This window comes from Micromonospora sp. NPDC005173, from assembly GCF_040608515.1.
GTDB lineage: Bacteria > Actinomycetota > Actinomycetes > Mycobacteriales > Micromonosporaceae > Micromonospora.
The window spans coordinates 165,587-181,745 of the sequence record NZ_JBEXIK010000007.1 but is presented as its reverse complement, the minus strand read 5'-3'; the positions used below and the strand labels follow the sequence as shown (position 1 = coordinate 181,745).

At 74.2% G+C, this 16,159-nt stretch carries 15 protein-coding genes; 11 read left to right on the top strand and 4 right to left on the bottom strand.

Features of this window, described 5'->3' with window-relative positions:
• Positions 1-50: 50 nt before the first annotated feature.
• The 7 genes from ABZV00_RS11805 (at position 51) to ABZV00_RS11775 (ending at position 7,648) form a co-directional block, all read left to right on the top strand.
• Entirely contained in the window at positions 51-1,613 is a 1,563-nt protein-coding gene (locus tag ABZV00_RS11805) for a lysine 5,6-aminomutase subunit alpha (RefSeq protein WP_355604668.1), read from the top strand.
• Positions 1,610-2,374, top strand: a complete 765-nt coding sequence (locus ABZV00_RS11800) for an OAM dimerization domain-containing protein (RefSeq protein ID WP_355604665.1) — start codon at positions 1,610-1,612, stop codon at positions 2,372-2,374. The genes ABZV00_RS11805 and ABZV00_RS11800 overlap by 4 nt, the downstream gene beginning before the upstream one ends.
• Positions 2,371-2,763: a hotdog domain-containing protein gene (locus ABZV00_RS11795; protein WP_328416777.1), complete on the top strand. Its 393-nt coding sequence runs from the start codon at positions 2,371-2,373 to the stop codon at positions 2,761-2,763. Before ABZV00_RS11800 ends, ABZV00_RS11795 begins: the two co-directional genes overlap by 4 nt.
• Positions 2,760-4,097 (top strand): glutamate mutase L, encoded by a 1,338-nt coding sequence (locus ABZV00_RS11790; protein ID WP_355604662.1) that lies wholly within the window; start codon positions 2,760-2,762, stop codon positions 4,095-4,097. The genes ABZV00_RS11795 and ABZV00_RS11790 overlap by 4 nt, the downstream gene beginning before the upstream one ends.
• 578 nt (positions 4,098-4,675) lie before the next feature.
• The gene (gene lnt / locus ABZV00_RS11785) at positions 4,676-6,214 is read left to right on the top strand and encodes an apolipoprotein N-acyltransferase (RefSeq protein ID WP_355604779.1); all 1,539 of its coding nucleotides are present in this window, start codon (positions 4,676-4,678) and stop codon (positions 6,212-6,214) included.
• 34 nt (positions 6,215-6,248) lie between these two features.
• Complete coding sequence (locus ABZV00_RS11780) at positions 6,249-7,058, top strand: polyprenol monophosphomannose synthase (RefSeq protein WP_355604659.1); 810 nt, start codon at positions 6,249-6,251, stop codon at positions 7,056-7,058.
• Positions 7,059-7,123: 65 nt separating this feature from the next.
• On the top strand, positions 7,124-7,648 hold the full coding sequence (locus ABZV00_RS11775) for an FxsA family protein (protein ID WP_328416771.1): 525 nt from the start codon (positions 7,124-7,126) through the stop codon (positions 7,646-7,648).
• Positions 7,649-7,712: 64 nt separating this feature from the next.
• Here ABZV00_RS11775 and ABZV00_RS11770 read toward each other — a convergent pair whose 3' ends face one another.
• A complete protein-coding gene (locus ABZV00_RS11770; protein WP_007460094.1) occupies positions 7,713-8,054 on the bottom strand; it encodes an RNA polymerase-binding protein RbpA in 342 nt (113 codons plus the stop codon).
• Between the two features lie 222 nt (positions 8,055-8,276).
• Here ABZV00_RS11770 and ABZV00_RS11765 point away from each other — a divergent pair, with 222 nt between their 5' ends.
• A complete protein-coding gene (locus ABZV00_RS11765) occupies positions 8,277-9,758 on the top strand; it encodes a peptide MFS transporter (RefSeq protein WP_355604656.1) in 1,482 nt (493 codons plus the stop codon).
• 23 nt (positions 9,759-9,781) lie between these two features.
• Here the strand turns inward: ABZV00_RS11765 and ABZV00_RS11760 are convergent, their stop codons facing one another.
• Positions 9,782-10,939 carry a hypothetical protein gene (locus ABZV00_RS11760; RefSeq protein ID WP_355604654.1) on the bottom strand — a complete coding sequence of 386 codons (1,158 nt, stop codon included), beginning with the start codon at positions 10,937-10,939 and terminating at the stop codon, positions 9,782-9,784.
• Positions 10,940-10,985: 46 nt separating this feature from the next.
• Positions 10,986-12,335, bottom strand: coding sequence for an MFS transporter (locus tag ABZV00_RS11755; protein WP_355604651.1), 1,350 nt, complete (start codon positions 12,333-12,335; stop codon positions 10,986-10,988).
• Positions 12,336-12,406: 71 nt separating this feature from the next.
• On the opposite strand from ABZV00_RS11755, the gene ABZV00_RS11750 reads away from it, so the two are divergent.
• The 3 genes from ABZV00_RS11750 to ABZV00_RS11740 are packed head-to-tail and all read left to right on the top strand — an operon-like array spanning position 12,407 to position 15,296.
• Positions 12,407-13,054 carry a TetR/AcrR family transcriptional regulator gene (locus tag ABZV00_RS11750; RefSeq protein ID WP_355604648.1) on the top strand — a complete coding sequence of 216 codons (648 nt, stop codon included), beginning with the start codon at positions 12,407-12,409 and terminating at the stop codon, positions 13,052-13,054.
• A gap of 56 nt (positions 13,055-13,110) precedes the next feature.
• Positions 13,111-14,475: an NAD(P)-binding domain-containing protein gene (locus tag ABZV00_RS11745; RefSeq protein ID WP_355604645.1), complete on the top strand. Its 1,365-nt coding sequence runs from the start codon at positions 13,111-13,113 to the stop codon at positions 14,473-14,475.
• Entirely contained in the window at positions 14,472-15,296 is an 825-nt protein-coding gene (locus tag ABZV00_RS11740; protein WP_355604642.1) for an SDR family oxidoreductase, read from the top strand. The genes ABZV00_RS11745 and ABZV00_RS11740 overlap by 4 nt, the downstream gene beginning before the upstream one ends.
• Positions 15,297-15,309: 13 nt before the next feature.
• Here the strand turns inward: ABZV00_RS11740 and ABZV00_RS11735 are convergent, their stop codons facing one another.
• Positions 15,310-15,960, bottom strand: a complete 651-nt coding sequence (locus ABZV00_RS11735) for a LysE family translocator (protein WP_355604640.1) — start codon at positions 15,958-15,960, stop codon at positions 15,310-15,312.
• Positions 15,961-16,159: the final 199 nt, after the last annotated feature.

Below are 16,159 nucleotides of genomic sequence, written 5' to 3'. Positions count from 1 at the left end.
CGAAGCGGTGGCGTGAGCGGGCGGATGATCGATGTGGCGGGGGCGACAGCGTGACCGGCAAGCTTGATCTTGACCCGGTGCTGGTGGCGCGGGCGCGGGAGTTGGCGCGCCGGGCCGGGCAGCCGGTGGTGGACCTGGCGCGCAGCCACACCACGGTGTCGGTGGAGCGGGCGGTGCTGCGGTTGGCCGGGGTGAGCGGCGCGGACCCGGACGGCATCCCGTGGGTGAACCGGCTCGTCGACGCGGTCGTCGCGGACGTGGGGCTGGGTCACGGGGTGGCGGTGCCGGTGTTCGACGCGCTGGCCCGCGAGGGCATCTCGGATGTGACGCTGCTGGCGCAGAAGGCGGCGGCCGGGTCGGTGCGTTTCGGCCTGCCCACCGGTCGGGCGGCCACGGCGGCCCGGTCGGAGGCGCGTCGGTCGGTCGGCGCGGGTATCCGGCGTATCGACCGGCGGCGCGCGGAACGGGACCGCCTCATCAAGCGGCACGGGGACCCGAAGCAGCGGCCGTGGATCTACCTGATCGTGGCGACCGGAGACATCTACGAGGACATCCCGCAGGCGCAGGCGGCGGCGCGGGCGGGCGCGGACGTGATCGCGGTGATCCGCTCCACCGGGCAGTCGCTGCTGGACTACGTGCCGGAGGGCGCGACCCGGGAGGGGTTCGCCGGTACGTACGCGACCCAGGAGAACTTCCGCCTGATGCGGGCGGCGTTGGACGAGTCGTCGAAGGAGTTGGGCCGCTACGTGCGGTTGACCAACTACGCCTCCGGGCTGTGCATGCCGGAGATGGCGGCCCTCGCCGGGTTGGAACGACTCGACATGATGTTGAACGACTCGATGTACGGGATCCTGTTCCGCGACATCAACCCGATCCGCACCTTCGTCGACCAGCGGTTCTCCCGGCAGGTCCACGCCCGCGCCGGGATCATCATCAACACCGGTGAGGACAACTACCTGACCACCGCCGACGCGGTCGACGAGGCACACACGGTGACGGTGTCGCAGCTGCTCAACGAGTTCTTCGCCCACGAGGCGGGCTTGGCGGACTGGCAGTTGGGGCTGGGGCACGCGTTCGAGATCAACCCGGAGGTGCCGGAGTCGTTCCGGTTGGAGTTGGCGCACGCGCTGCTGGCCCGGGAGCTGTTCCCGGACGCGCCGTTGAAGTGGATGCCGCCGACGAAGCACATGACCGGCGACGTGTTCCGGGGCAACCTGCTCGACGGGTTCTTCAACCTGGCGGGCGCGATGACCGGGCAGGGCATCCTGCTGGTGGGGATGATGACCGAGGCGGTGGTGACGCCGTGGTTGTCCGACCGGGACATCGCCCTGCAGAACGTGCGGTACGTGCTGGGCGCGGCCGGTGGGTTGCACGAGGACTTCGTGCCGGCGCCGGGCGGGTTCATCCGGCGGCGCGCCAACCAGGTTCTCGGTGAGGCGCTGGACCTGCTGGAGCGCATCGGGGAGCAGACGCTGCTCACCGCGATCGCCGAGGGGACCTTCGGGATCATGAAGAGGCCGGCGGACCGTGGCAAGGGCCTCGCCGGGGTCGCCGCGCACGAGGCGGACTACTGCAACCCGGCCACCGAGATCCTGGAAGGGGATGCGGCATGAGCGCCACCGACGCCGCGAAGAAGATCGTGCGGCCGTACGGGGACACCACCGGCGACGGGATGGTGCAGGTGTCGTTCACCCTGCCGGTGTCGCATGACAAGCGGGCCGAGGGCGCGGCGGTGCAGTTGGCCAACCGGATGGGTATCGACCCGGCGATGGTGGTGCACGCCAAGCCGATGGGTGACGGGTTCACGTTCTTCGTCGTCTACGGGCGGGTGAACCACCTGGTTGACCTGAACGCGGTGCAGGTGGTGGAACGGGACTTCGCGCTGCTGTCGGCCAAGGACGTCAACACGGTGATCAAGCAGCGGCTGCGGCGCAAGCTGTCCGTGGTCGGGGCGTGCATCGGCACCGACGCGCACACCGTGGGCATCGACGCGATCCTCAACGTGAAGGGCATCGCGGGGGAGAAGGGCCTGGAGTACTACCGGGAGCTGAAGGTCACCAACCTGGGTGCGCAGGTCAGCGTGCCGGAGTTGGTGGAGGCCGCCCGGGTGGAGAAGGCCGATGCGGTGCTCGTGTCGCAGGTGGTCACCCAACGCGACGCGCACCTGCACAACACCCGGGAGATGTCGGCGGCGTTCCGGGAGGCGATGCCGGCCGGGCGGCGGCCGCTGCTGATCGTCGGCGGTCCCCGGTTCGACGAGACGATGACCGACGAGTTGGGCGTGGACCGGATCTTCGGTCGGGGCACCACGCCCGGCGAGGTGGCCAGCTATCTGGTGCACGCCCTGATCACGCAGCGGAAGGCGATGGTATGACCGACTCCAGGCTCGGGTTGACGGTGACGCACCGGCGGTACGTGCCGTACTCGCACGCCCACTACGCCGGCAACCTCGTCGACGGGGCGTACGCGTTGGCGTTGTTCGGGGACGTGGCGACCGAGGTGTGCATCCGCACCGACGGCGACGAGGGCCTGTTCGCCGGCTACTCCGATGTGCGGTTCACGGCGCCCATCCGCGCCGGTGACGTGGTGGAGGTGACCGCGCAGGTGTCCCGGGTGGGCACCCGCAGCCGCACCCTGGAGCTGAGCTGCGCGGTGGTGTGCCGGGGCCGCCCGGACCGCTCCGAGTCCGCCGCCGAGGTCCTGGACCCGCCGGTCGTGGCGGTCACCGCGACCGGCACCGTGGTCGTTCCCGCCGCGTCGTGACCCTGGCGGTCTGCGCGGACGTCGGCTCCACGTACACCAAGGCGGCCGTGGTGGACCTGGCCGCCGGTGTGCTGGTGGGCGCGGCGGCGGCGCCGACCACGGTGGGCACCGACGTGCTGCACGGCCTGGACGCCGCGGTCGCGGCCGCCACCGCCGGGCTGGGCGGGCGGGACCTGCCCTGGTACGTCTGCTCGTCGGCCGGCGGTGGGCTGCGGCTGGCCGTGATCGGCTACGAGCCGCTGGTCACCGCGCAGGCGGGCCGGCGGGTCGGGTTGTCCGCTGGCGCGCACGTGGTGCACGTGGCGGCCGGCCGCCTCGGTGCGGCGGACCTGGCGGCGCTGCGGGCGGCCCGGCCGGATGTGGTGCTGCTCGTGGGTGGCACCGACGGCGGTGACGCCGAGACGATCACCCACAACGCGACCCGGCTGGCCCGGGCCCGCTGGCGGGTGCCGGTGGTGCTCGCCGGCAACGGCGAGGTACGCGCCGAGCTGACCACGCTGCTGGAGTCCGCCGGTGTGCCGGTGACGGCTGCGGACAACGTGCTGCCCCGCATCGGGGTGCTCGCCCCGGCGCCGGCGCGCGCGGCGATCCGCGCGGTGTTCCTGCGGCACGTCATCGGCGGCAAGCGGTTGTCGCGGGGCACCCGGTTCGCCCGGCTGGTGCGCGCGGCCACCCCGGACGCGGTGCTCACCGGCGTGGAGGTGCTCGCCGACACCATCGGCGGGGACCTGGCCGTGGTCGACGTGGGTGGGGCCACCACCGACGTGTACTCGGTGCTCACCCCGGACGAGCGGGCCACCGGGCCGGGCCGGGAGGTCGCCGGCAGCCTGTGGCGGGCCCGGACCGTGGAGGGGGACCTGGGCATGCGGTGGAGCGCCCCTGGGGTGGTCCGCGCCGCGGCGGAGGAACGGCTGCTCGCCCCCGGTGAGCACGACGCTCTGACGGCGGCCGCGGTACGTCGTGCCGCCGACCCGGCGTTCCTGGCCGCCGACGAGCCCGAGCGGGCCGTGGACCGGCGCATCGCCACCCTCGCGGCGACGGTGGCGCTGCGCCGGCACGCCCGGGGTGCCGCCACCGGGGAACGGGCCGGACGGGACCTGCGCGACGTGCGGCTGATGGTGGGTTCCGGTGGGGTGCTGCGGCACGCCCCGGCGGGCACGGCGGGGCAGGTCCTGGCGAGCGTCCTCGGCGACCACGCCGGGGGGTGGGCGCTGCCGCGCGCCGCGCGTGCGGTGGTGGACGTCGACTATGTGCTGGCCGCCGGTGGGCTGCTCGCCGAGGAGCACCGGGCGGCGGCGGGAGCGCTGCTGCGCCACCATCTGGCCACGCATTGAGACTCGCCGACCCGACACGCCGTGTCGCAACACACGACAGGCCGGGGGCGGGTTGACAGGGGGCGGGGTGCAACACGTACCGTCTTTGAGTCCTACCACGGGAAGCGGCTGTTGTTCGCTTCGTCCCTTCGTCCGCTGGCCGAGCGACATTTTTCAGCGTCATCGTCGCGGCGGCCAGGTCCAGCGGGCGGGGGTCGGCGGGGCGGCGCGAACCGGTCGCGGTTACCGGTGTACGGGCAGGGTGAGGTGCACGGCCAGTAGACAACGGCCCGGCGGGGGCAGCCAGTCCGCGTCCGGTCGGTCCGAAGGTCGGCGTGCCTCGTTCTCGCCGCACCGGCCGGGGAGGGCCTGGGAGCATCGGGGCGCGGCGCGAGCCGCGCCCCGATTTCATGTCCGCCGGGTGGTTCGTCCCCGGCGGCCCGATGCGGTCGACGCGCCCGCCGGCCAGGTAGCCTTCGCCCCGTGATCGAGGTGAAGCTGCGGTGACGACACTGGACCGGGATGAGGCCCACGCCCCGGCGGTGCCGGCTGCGCCGGTCGTCGCCGGCCGGCCACTGCCGCTGAAGGTCGCCGCGCCGATGGCGCTGGCCGCCGGTCTGGCCCTGCTGGTGGCGTTCCCGCCGTACGGGGTGTGGCCGCTCGCGCCGGTCGGGGTGGCGTTGCTGGCCGCCGCGGCGCACCGGCGACGGTTGCGCGCTGGCGCCGGCCTGGGTTTCCTCACCGGGCTGGCGCTCTTCGGGCCGCTGCTGGCCTGGACGAACCTGCACACCGGTTACCTGCCGTGGCTGCTGCTGTCGCTGTTGCAGGCCGGCTATCTGGCGCTGCTCGGCATGGCCACGGCCTGGGTGTCGCCGCTGGCCGACCGCACCCGGTGGGCGTGGCCGGCGCTGACCGGGCTGCTCTGGGTGGGGCAGGAGGCGCTGCGCGACCGCACCCCGTTCGGTGGGTTCCCGTGGGGGCGGCTCGCGTTCAGCCAGGACTCGTCCCCGCTGCTGCGCCTGGCCGCGTTGGGTGGCGCGCCGCTGGTCACCTTCGCGGTGGCCCTCGTCGGCGGGCTGCTGGTCACCGCCGCCTGGCGTGGTTGGACCGCCGTCCGGGCAGCACCGGGGGACGCCGCTCCGGCGCGCCGGTGGCTGCCGGTGGCCGTACCGGCCGCCGCCGCGGTGGCGCTGAGCGCGGCGGGCCTGCTGGTGCCGGTCGCCGCCGTGGGCGACGGCGCCCCGGTCACCGTGGCGATCGTGCAGGGCAACGTGCCGCGCCTCGGGCTGGACTTCAACGCCCAGCGGCAGGCGGTGCTGAACAACCACGTCGACGCCACCGTGGAGTTGGCCGCGCGGGTCGCCTCCGGTGAGCAGCGCCAACCCGATCTGGTGGTGTGGCCGGAGAACTCCAGTGACATCGACCCGCTGCGCAACCCCGCCGCCGGGGACCGGATCTCCCAGGCCGCCGACGCCATCCGCGCGCCGATCCTGGTCGGCGCGGTGCTGCTCGGCCCCGGCCCCGGCGAGGTCCGCAACGCCGGTGTCCTGTGGCAGCCGGGCACCGGCCCGGACCTGACCCAGGTGTACGCCAAGCGGCACCCCGTGCCGTTCGCCGAGTACGTGCCGCTGCGCAACGTGGCCCGCATGGTCAGCGACAAGGTCGACCTGATCCGGTCGGACTTCGTGGCCGGCAGCACCCCGGGCGTGGTACGCGCCGGCTCGACGGTCCTCGGCGACGTCATCTGCTTCGAGGTCGCCTACGACGAAGTGGTCCGCGACACCGTCACCGGCGGCGCGCAACTGCTCGTGGTGCAGACCAACAACGCGACGTTCAACGTGGCCGAGGCCCGCCAGCAGTTGGCCATGGTGCGGCTGCGGGCGGTGGAGCACGGCCGGCCGGCGTTGATGGCCTCCACGGTCGGAGTGTCCGGGTTCGTGGCCCCCGACGGGCGGGTAAGCGACGCCACCGGGTTCAACACCCGGGAGGTCGTGGTGCGGCAGCTACGGCTCGACGGCGGAACCACCCTCGCCACCCGGCTCGGCTGGTGGCCGGAGGTGGCGCTCGCCGGGCTGGCCGCGGCCGCCCTGGTCGGCGCGGCGGTGCTGCGTCGGCGGCAGCGGGTCATGCCCGGATAGCAGCAGCCGGTACGCCGGCGGGAGCGGAGGAACCGTGATCCAGGCGACCGATACGGTCCGGCGTTCGGATGAGGTGCCCGGCGTGGGCCGGGTGCTGGTGGTGATCCCCACCTACAACGAGGCCGACAACGTCGCCGCGATCGTGGGCCGGGTCCGCCGGGCCGCCCCGGCGGTGCAGATCCTGATCGCCGACGACAACAGCCCCGACGGCACCGGCGCGATCGCCGACGCCCTGGCCGACGCCGACCCGCAGGTGCGGGTGCTGCACCGGGAGGGCAAGCAGGGCCTCGGGGCGGCGTACCTGGCCGGGTTCGGCTGGGCCCGCGAGCGCGGCTACCACGCCGTGGTGGAGATGGACGCCGACGGCTCGCACGCCCCGGAGGACCTGCCGGCGCTGCTGGAGGCCGCCCGCGACGCCGACGTGGTCATCGGGTCGCGGTGGACCAGCGGCGCGCAGGTGGTGAACTGGCCGCTGCGGCGGCTGCTGCTGTCGCGCTGCGGCAACCTGTACGCGCGCCTCGCGCTGGGCATGCCGGTGTCCGACGCCACCGGCGGCTACCGGGTGTACCGGCTCAGCGCGTTGGACGCCATCGACCTGGCGTCGGTCTGCTCCCAGGGCTACTCGTTCCAGGTGGAGTTGTCCCGGCTGGCGCACCAGGCCGGAGTACGGATCGTGGAGGTGCCGATCACCTTCGCCGAACGGGAACGCGGGGACAGCAAGATGAGCCCGCGGATCGTGGCGGAGGCGCTGTGGCGGATCACCACCTGGGGGGTGCAGGACCGGCGGCAGGCGGTGCGTCGGGGCCTGCACGGCACCCCCACCGGTCAGGTGCGGTGGCCGTGAGCGCGGCCGTGTCATGCTGGAAGGGCGGTACTTGTCCGTGTGCCGCGGGATGGCGATGAGGTGAGATGCGCCGAGGACTGAGGTTCGTACCGTTGGCCCTGTTGCTGGCGGTGGTGCTGGAGCTTGCGGTGTTCGTCCTGGTGGGGCGGGCGTTGGGGTTCGGCGTGGCGGTGCTGCTGGTGTTCGGGGCCTCGCTGCTCGGGCTGGTGCTGCTGCGCCGCGAGGGCATGCGCGCCTGGCGTGGATTCCGCTCCGCGACGCAGGCGGGACAGCCACCGGGCCGGCAGGTGACCGACGGGCTGGTCGGGTTGGCCGGCGCGCTGCTGTTGGCGGTGCCCGGTCTGGTCAGCGGCGTGGTCGGCCTGCTGCTGCTGGTGCCGCCGCTGCGGCGGTTGGCCCGCGCCGGGATGCAACGCACCACCGAGCGGCGGGTGTCGTCGATGGTCGCCGGTGACCTGTTCGGCCCGCGTACGGTGCGGGTGCGCCAGGGTGCGCCGCGACCGACGCCCCGTCCGGAACCGGAGCAGCCGGTGGTGGTCGACGGCGGCCGGGCCATCGAGGGCGAGATCGTCGAGCCTGGCCGTAACTGACCGGTAGAGACACGACGGCGCCCCCGGGGGGAAACCCCGGGGGCGCCGTGTCGTGCGGTGCGGCTCAGGCGCGGCCGCGGCGGGTACGGACCTCCTGCAGCCGCTCAGCGAGGATGTCCTCGAGCTCGGCGATGGAGCGCCGCTCCAGCAGCATGTCCCAGTGGGTACGCGGCGGCTTGGCCTTCTTCTGCTCCGGCTCGTTGCCGTCGACGAGTCGAGCGACGCTGCCGTCGAACTTGCATTCCCAGGTCGTCGGGACCTCGGCGTCGACGGCGAACGGCACCTCGAACTGGTGGCCCTTGGCACAGAGGTACTCGCGGGTCTGACGCGGCGCGAGCTCCGTGTTGCGGTCGGATTCATAGCTGACCGCGCCCAGGCGGCTTCCGCGCAGCATACGCTCGCCCATGATCGACTTCCCCTCGTTCGTGGTGCTGGTCTTCTGGGTGTAACGGTGCGTTCCCGCCCAGCCATTCCCGCCCGGGGGCGTGAGGCGTCCACGGGTGGGCCGGGACCAAGGGTAGCCGGCCAGGACGACCACCCCACCAGGTGATCCCCGGCCGGTTCGCAACGGTGGAGTGTTTCGGCTGCCACCGGGGATGTTAACCGCCCGAGTGCAGCGGAGGTTGCGATGGCCCATGACGTGCCGGTCGAGCGCGGTGCCCCGACCGAGCGGACGTTCTTCGGTCATCCCCGCGCACTGGCCACCCTTTTCCTCACCGAGATGTGGGAGCGGTTCAGCTTCTACGGCATGCGGGCGATCCTGGTGTTGTACCTCACGGCCGAGACCACCGACGACGGGCTGGGGCTGGGCGATTCCAGCGCCACCGCGGTCTACGGCACGTACAACGCGATGGTGTACCTGATGGCGCTGCCCGGCGGGTGGGTCGCCGACCGGCTGATCGGCGCCCGGCGCAGCGTGCTGTGGGGTGGGGTGGTGATCGCCGCCGGGCACTACGTGATGGCGGTGCCCACGCGGTGGAGCGTCTTCGCCGGGATGGTCCTCATCGTCCTCGGTACCGGCCTGCTGAAACCGAACATCTCCACCATGGTCGGCGCCCTGTACGACCGGGACTCCCCGCGCCGCGACGCCGGCTTCTCGATCTTCTACATGGGCATCAACCTGGGCGCGTTCATCGCCCCGCTGATCACTGGCCTGCTCGGCGAGAAGATCAACTGGCATCTGGGGTTCGCCGTGGCCGCGGTCGGGATGACCTTCGGTGTGATCCAGTACGTGCTGGGCCGGCGCAACCTGGGCGACGCCGGGGACCGGCCGGCCGACCCGCTGCTGGGCGCGGACCGCCGCCGGGCGCTGACCCGCGTCGGCGTGGCGGTCGCGGCGCTCGTCGTACTCGTCGCCGCGCTCGCGCTGGCCGGACTGTTCACCATCGACTCGGTGGTGAACCTGCTCACCGCGGTCACCGTGCTGGTTACCATCGGCTACTTCGCCCGGATCATGACCGACCGGGAGCTCAGCACGACCGAGCGCAGCCGGATGAAGGCGTACCTGTGGCTGTTCGTGTTCGCCGCCGCGTTCTGGCTGATCTACGACCAGGCCGGGTCGGTGCTGAACATCTTCGCCGCCGAGCGCACCGACCGGAACGTGGCCGGCTTCACCTTCCCCGCGTCCTGGCTCCAGTCGGTCAATCCGATCCTGGTCATCATCGGCGCGCCGCTGTTCGCGCTGCTGTGGCTGCGGGTGGGCCACCGGGTGTCCACGCCGGTGAAGTTCGCCGTCGGTCTGGTGCTCAACGGCCTGTCGTTCGTGCTGATGGCCGCCGCCGCGCAGGCCGCCGTCGGCGGTGGCCAGGTGTCCCCGTGGTGGCTGGTGGCGGTCTTCGCCCTCCAGGTCGCCGGTGAGCTGTCGCTGAGCCCGGTCGGCCTGTCCGCCACCACCAAGCTGGCGCCGGTGAAGTACGCCAGCCAGATGCTGGGGCTGTGGTTCCTCGCCACCGCCGTCGGCGACGCGATCGGCGGGCAGGTGGCCCGGCTCGCCGACACCTGGTCCGAGCCGACCTACTTCCTCACCTTCGGCCTGGCGTCGGTGGCGTTCGGGCTGGGCGCGGTGATGTTCGCCCGGCACATCCGCGCGCTGATGGCCGGCATCCACTGACCGGGCCTGAGCGCCGGGCCGGGTCAGCGGGTGGCGTCGTCGGCAGTGGCGGCACCGAGCCGGGCCAGCGCCAGGGCCAGGTCGCTGACCTGGTCGCCGAGCTGCGCCACCCGCCGCTGGGCCAGGTCCCGGTCGGTCTCGGCGGCCTCCAGCCGTACCGTCAGGGCGGTGAGCCGGCCCTCGGCGGTGGCCGCGGCCTGCCGGGCGGCGCCCACCTCGGCGGCGAGCGCGTCGCGCTGCGCGGCCGTGGCGGCCAGTTCCGCGCGTAGCTGCGCGGCCAGCTCGGCCGCCTCCTGCCGGGCGTCGTCGGCCTCGCGGGCGGCGACCTGCGCGCGGTCGCGGGCCCGGTCGGCCTGCTCCCGGGCGCGGGCGGCGTCGGCGGCCTCGGTGCGGGTCCGCGCGGCGTCGGCGCGGGCCTGCTCGATCTGGCGCCGGACGTCCTGCACCTCGGCCTGCCACCGCTGCGCCCGCTCGGTGGCCTCGGCGGCGGCCCGGGTGGCCCGCTCGGCGTCGGCGCGCACCGCGTCGCGCTCGACGGTCAGGTCGGCCACCCGCTGCCGCTCGGTGTCATGGTGCGCGCGCAGGTCGCGCAGGTCGTGTCGCGCCTGGTCGCGGTCCCGCTCGGCCTGGCTCCGCAGCGCTTCGGCCGCACTGGCGTCGTGGCGTGCCTGGTCGCGGGCGGCCTCGGCCCGCTGGGTCCGTTCGTCGGCCGCGCCGGCCTGCTGTACGGCCCGTTCGGCGCGCTGCCGGGCGTCCTCGGCGTCGGCCAGCGCACCACGGGCCTGCTCACGGGCCCGGGCCGCGTCCGCCGCCGCGTCCTCGGCGTCGCCGCGGGCCTCATCGCGTTCGGCCTGCGCGGCGGCGACCTCGGTGGCCGCCTCGGCGCGGGCCTGGGCCAACTGCCGCTGCACACCCACCGGGGACAGCTCGGCGTGCAGGGACTCGGTCAACGTCTCGACGATCTGGTCGAGCCGGTCCACCGCCTCCCAGGTGCGGGCCACCTGCCCGGGCAGGCCGGGGGCGTTGCGGTGGCGCATCCGGCTGTTGCGGGAGGCGCGCTGGCAGGCGCCGTCGTTGTCCCGGCAGTAGCGGAACGGTCGACCCGCGCCGACACGCTGCGGCACGGGCTGTCCACAGTGGGCACACGGGCGGGTTTCGGTGGGGGTGGGCTGGGCGTCCATCGAGGGCGAAGTCTAGTGCCGGGCGGCTGACGGCGTCGCCGCGCCGTCAGCCGGCCGTTCGGGCGGTCGCGTCCAGGGTGTAGCGGCGTTGCAGCAGCAGCGCCGCGAGCATCGCCACGGCGGGCAGCAGCCCGAACCCGTAACGGACCGCCGCGAGCGCCGCGTCCGGCTGGACCGGCGTCTGACCGGCCGTCGAGGCCACGAACCCGCCGACGGTCAGGCACAGGGCGTACGCGTACGGGCCGAGGGCCGCGCCGGTGGCCTCGGTGGCCGTCCACACCCCGGTGTAGGTGCCGGCGCCGGTCGTGTCGGCCGCGCGGATCACATCGGGCAGCATCGAGAACGGCAGCAGCTGCATGCCGGCGAACGCCACCCCGAGCACCGCCACCGCGCCGATCAGCAGGGGCAGGCCGGCCGGTCGGCCCACCGCCAGTACCAGCGAGCCGGCCGCGAACGCGCCCTGCGCGCCGAGCAGCGCCCGCTGCTTGCCGACCCGGCGGGCCAGCACCAGCCAGGCCGGGGTGACCAGCAGGGCCGGCGCCACGAACGCGGCCACCAGCACCGTGGTCAGGCCGGGGGCGCGCAGCTCGTACTCGGCGTAGTAGGGCACCGCGGCCAGTACCAGATGGGTGGTGGTGGACATGGCCAGGTAGGCGGCGACCAGCCAGCGGAACTGCCGGTCGCGCAGCGCGGTGCGCAACGCCCCCCACCCGCCGTGCCCTGCCGGACCGGTCGCCGCCGCGGAGCCGCGCAGCCGGGCGATGCCGGCGACGCCGACCAGCATGGCGGCCAGCATCCCCACCGCCAGGACCACACCCATCCGCTGGTAGCCGGTGCGGGTCGCGGCGTCGCCGCCGGTCAGCAGGGGGGCCAGCAGCCCGGAGACGAGGATGCCCAGGGTCAGCACCACCATCCGGAACGCCATCAGCCGGGTGCGTTCGTGGTAGCCGATCCGCAGGTCGGCCGGGGTGGCCAGGTAGGGGACCTGGTAGGCGGCGAAGAGCAGGTTGCCGGCGACGAAGAACACCGCCACCCACGCGGCGGCCGGTGCGCCCGTCAGCCCGCCGGGCACCGCGAAGATCGCGGCGAACGCGAGCGGCAGGACGCAGCCGAGCAGCAGCAGTCGCCGCCGGTCGCCCCGGCGGGTCTGCTCCACGTCGGCGCGATGCCCGACCCACGGGTGCAGCAGCACGTCGGCGACCTTCGGCAACAGCAGCGCCAGACCGGCCAGCCACGGCTCGACGGCCAGCACGTCGGTGAGGAAGTAGAGCAGCAGCAGGCCGGGCACGGTCACCCAGACACCCATGCCGATCGAGCCGGCGGCGAAGCCGGCCAACGGGCCGCGGGGCAGCGTCGCATCTGTGGCGGCAGCGGGCCGCCGGTCGAGCCCGGTCATCGCCGCATCCTCTCCAGGGCAGCAGCCCACCAATCCAACGGTTGATGGATTCTAGGGGCAGAATGGCGGCCATGACCATGCCCCAACGCCGTCCGGGTCGGCCCCGCCGGGACCAGAGCCGCCCGACCCGCGAGGTGGTGCTCACCGCGGCCACCGCGCTCTTCGCCGAGCGCGGCTTCGACGCCGTCGGGCTCCGGGAGGTCGCCGCCGCCGCCGGCGTGGACGTCGCCACGGTCGCCCACCACACCGGTACGAAGGCGGCGCTCTACGACGCCTGCTTCGCGCGGGTCTTCACCGCCGAGCGGGAGGTCCTGACGCAGGCCGCCGAACAGGCCCGATCGGCTCTCGACGCGGGGCCGGACGCGGCGCGGCGCGCCCTGCACGACCTGGTCGACGTCTTCGTCGACTTCCTGGAGGACCGTCCGGAGACCACCGCGCTGTGGCTGCGACGCTGGCTGGAACCGCAGCGGCACGCCGAGCTCGACCAGCGCTACGCCGAGCCGCTGTACCGGCTGGTGACGGAGCTGCTCACCGCCGCGGCGGCGGCCGGCGCGCTGGTCGAACCGACACCGCACATCACGGTGCGAAGCCTGGTCTGGGCCGCACACGGGCACGTGGTGGCGCTGGCCGCGGGTGCGCCGGGCGCCCGGGAGCGGCGCGAGTTCCGGGTGTTCGTGCACCGCTTCCTGGACGGGCTGTACGGACCGGCGGCCTCTTGACGGGCCGCCCGCTCACGACGATTATCCATCGGACGTTGGATTAAGTGGGGGCAGCGATGGGCGTACCACCCAGGGTGGCGGTGATCGGCGCCGGCGCGGCCGGGCTCGCCGCCGTCAAGGCACTGCGAGACGCCGACGTGCCGACGGTCTGCTTCGAGGCCACCGACCAGGTCGGCGGCCTCTGGGTGTACGGAGCGCCCGATTCGCCCGCGTACCGCACGCTGCACCTGAACACCAGCCGCGGCCGCACCCAGTTCGCCGACCACCCGATGCCCGCCGACTGGCCCGACTACCCCGACCACCGCCGGATCGCCGGCTACCTGGCCGGATACGCCGACCGCTTCGGGCTGGGCGACACCATCCGCCTGCGCCACACCGTCGAGCGGGTCACCCGGGATCCCTCGGGCACCTGGACCGTGCGGGCGAGCGGACCGGACGGGCCGGTCGAGGTCACCGTCGAGGCCGTGGCGGTCGCCAACGGCCACAACCGGGTGCCCCGGCTGCCCAGCCCGCCGTACCCCGGCGCCAGCACCGCCGAACAGCTGCACAGCCACGACTACCGGGGCCCGGAACAACTGGCCGGCAAGCGGGTCCTGGTCGTCGGGGGCGGCAACTCCGCGATGGACATCGCCGTGGACGCCTCGTACGCTGCCACCCGCACCCTGCTGTCGCTGCGCCGGGGCGTGTGGGTGGTGCCGAAGTACCTGCTGGGCCGCCCCTCCGACACGCTCAACGGGGCGCTGGCCCGCCGGCTGCCGTGGCGACTGCGCCAACGCATCAGCCAGACCATGCTCAGCACCACCGTCGGCAGTCCCGCCCGCTACGGGCTGCCCGCACCGACCCACGGCTTCCTCCAGGACCATCCGACGCTCTCCGACGGGCTGCTGTCCCGGCTGACCCACGGCGACATCGAGGCCCGCCCCGGCATCGCCGCCCTCGACGGCGACCGGGTCGAGTTCACCGACGGCCGCAGCGACCCGGTCGACCTGATCATCTGGTGCACCGGCTACCGGGTGGAGATCCCGTTTCTCGACCCGGCGCTGCTGAACGAGGGCGCGGACACCCTGTCGCTGTACCGGCACGTGTTCCACCCTGACGCCCCCGGCCTGACCTTCGTCGGGCTGATGCAGTCCACCGGGTCCGCGTTCCCCCTGGTGGAGGCGCAGGCCAAGCTGGTCGCCGCGCAGCTCGCCGGCCGGTACGCGCTACCGGAGGCCGACCGGCAGCGGGCCGTCTGCCGCGCCGAACTCCGGGCGGCGACCGCCCGCTGGGGTCAGCGCCGACCGGCGATGCGGGTGGACTTCGACGTCTACCTGGCCGAGCTGACCCGGGAGCTGACCGCCGGCGCCCGCCGCGCGCGCCCGACCGCACCGCGCGGTGGCGGTCCCGACGCCACCGCGCGGGTCGGAGCCGGACGGTGACCGGGCTGACCGGCCGCCGGGTGCTGGTGACCGGGGCGAGCGGCACGTTCGGCCGTCACCTCGGCGCCGCGCTGAACGCCGCCGGCGCCCGGGTGGTCGGGCTGGACCTGCACGCGCGACCCGACGACGACCTGCCCGTGCTCGGCTGCGACCTGACCGACCCAGCCGCCGTGCCGCCGGCGGTGCGGGCCGCCGTTGACCGGCTCGGCGGGCTGGACCTGCTGGTCAACAACGCCGGGGTCGGTGGCCCCGCCCCGGCCGAGCTGCCGCCCGATGAGATGGTCCGCCGGCAGCTCGAGGTCAACCTGCTGGCCGCCTGGCGGACCACCGCCGCGGCGCTGCCCGCACTGCTCGCCGCACGGGGACGGGTGATCTTCGTGTCCAGTCGGATGGCGGTGCTGCCGCTGCCGCTCGCTGCCGCGTACGGGGTGAGCAAGCGGGCGCTGGTCGCGTACGCCGACGCGCTGCGCCACGAGGTGGGCACCCACGTCGGGGTGAGCGTCGTCTACCCGAGCATGGTGGCCTCACCGATCCACGACAGCACCGCCGAGGCCGGCCTGTCCCTGCAGGGGGTGTCCCGGCCGGAGCCCGTCGAGGGGGTGGTCGCGGCGATCCTGCGCGCCGCCACCGCCCGGCGGGCACCCCGGGACGTGGCGACCACCGCGCGCGGCCGGCTGGAGATGGCTGTCGGCCGGCACGCGCCCGCGCTGGCCGACCGGCTGGTACGTCGTACCCTCGCCGCCCGGCTCGCCGCCGGCGACCTGGACGCCGCGCCGCTGGCCGCCGGTATGCTGCGCCGGCACCGCGACCTGGGCAACTGACCGTACTGCCGGCTCAGGGGGTGGCGACGGCGGCGCGGGAGCGGTCGGTGGCGATCCGGACGGCCAGCGCGGCCAACGCCGTGCCGGTCACCCAGCGCTGCACCCGCAGCCACAGCGGCCGGCGGGCGAAGAACCCGGCGAGGGAGCCGGCGCTGAGCACGATCAGCGCGTTCAAGGTCAGCGCGACGGTGATCTGGGTCAGGCCGAGCAGCAGGCTCTGCGCCGCCAGGTGTCCCCGCGCCGGGTCGATGAACTGCGGCAGCAGCGAGACGTAGAGGATGGCGATCTTCGGGTTCAGCAGGTTGGTGACCAGGCCCATGGTGAACAGCCGTCGCGGCTGGTCCGGGGGCAGCGGCGCGGGCGTGAACGGGGACTGCCCACCCGGGCGCAGCGTCCGCCAGGCCAGCCAGAGCAGATAGCCGGCCCCGGCCAGCTTCACCGCCGCGTACAGCGTCGGCACCAGGACGAAGACGGTGGCCAGCCCGGCGACCGCCGCCGCCAGGTAGACGCCGAACCCGGCGGCCACCCCGAGCAGCGAGATCAGCCCGGCCCGGCGGCCCTGCGCCACCGAGCGGGAGATCAGGTAGACCATGTTCGGGCCGGGTGTGAGCACCAGCCCCAAGGCCACCAACGCGATGCCCAGCAGTGCAGCCGTACCCACCATGACGCCCCCCGTTCACCGATACCCGCACCGACCGTAGGCCGGGCGGGCACCCCGGCCCAGGGCCACCTGCCAGACCGTGGCCTGCCGTTCGAACCGGTCTTTCGGTCCGAAACCACCCCCGACGGAGACCGACGGGAATGGTCACGGGCCCGACCGCGCTGTCCGTTGCGGGGCGCGCCACCGTCCGGAGGCGGCGCGT

What these genes read in the sequence shown, in the direction of transcription:
- ABZV00_RS11800 (WP_355604665.1), top strand. Translation starts at nt 1,610, where the DNA reads ATGAGCGCCACCGACGCCGCGAAGAAGATCGTGCGGCCGTACGGGGAC.
- ABZV00_RS11750 (WP_355604648.1), top strand. Translation starts at nt 12,407, where the DNA reads ATGACCATGCCCCAACGCCGTCCGGGTCGGCCCCGCCGGGACCAGAGC.
- ABZV00_RS11760 (WP_355604654.1), bottom strand. Translation starts at nt 10,939, where the DNA reads ATGGACGCCCAGCCCACCCCCACCGAAACCCGCCCGTGTGCCCACTGT.
- ABZV00_RS11795 (WP_328416777.1), top strand. Translation starts at nt 2,371, where the DNA reads ATGACCGACTCCAGGCTCGGGTTGACGGTGACGCACCGGCGGTACGTG.
- ABZV00_RS11765 (WP_355604656.1), top strand. Translation starts at nt 8,277, where the DNA reads ATGGCCCATGACGTGCCGGTCGAGCGCGGTGCCCCGACCGAGCGGACG.
- lnt (WP_355604779.1), top strand. Translation starts at nt 4,676, where the DNA reads ATGGCGCTGGCCGCCGGTCTGGCCCTGCTGGTGGCGTTCCCGCCGTAC.
- ABZV00_RS11775 (WP_328416771.1), top strand. Translation starts at nt 7,124, where the DNA reads ATGCGCCGAGGACTGAGGTTCGTACCGTTGGCCCTGTTGCTGGCGGTG.
- ABZV00_RS11735 (WP_355604640.1), bottom strand. Translation starts at nt 15,960, where the DNA reads ATGGTGGGTACGGCTGCACTGCTGGGCATCGCGTTGGTGGCCTTGGGG.
- ABZV00_RS11755 (WP_355604651.1), bottom strand. Translation starts at nt 12,335, where the DNA reads ATGACCGGGCTCGACCGGCGGCCCGCTGCCGCCACAGATGCGACGCTG.
- ABZV00_RS11770 (WP_007460094.1), bottom strand. Translation starts at nt 8,054, where the DNA reads ATGGGCGAGCGTATGCTGCGCGGAAGCCGCCTGGGCGCGGTCAGCTAT.
- ABZV00_RS11745 (WP_355604645.1), top strand. Translation starts at nt 13,111, where the DNA reads ATGGGCGTACCACCCAGGGTGGCGGTGATCGGCGCCGGCGCGGCCGGG.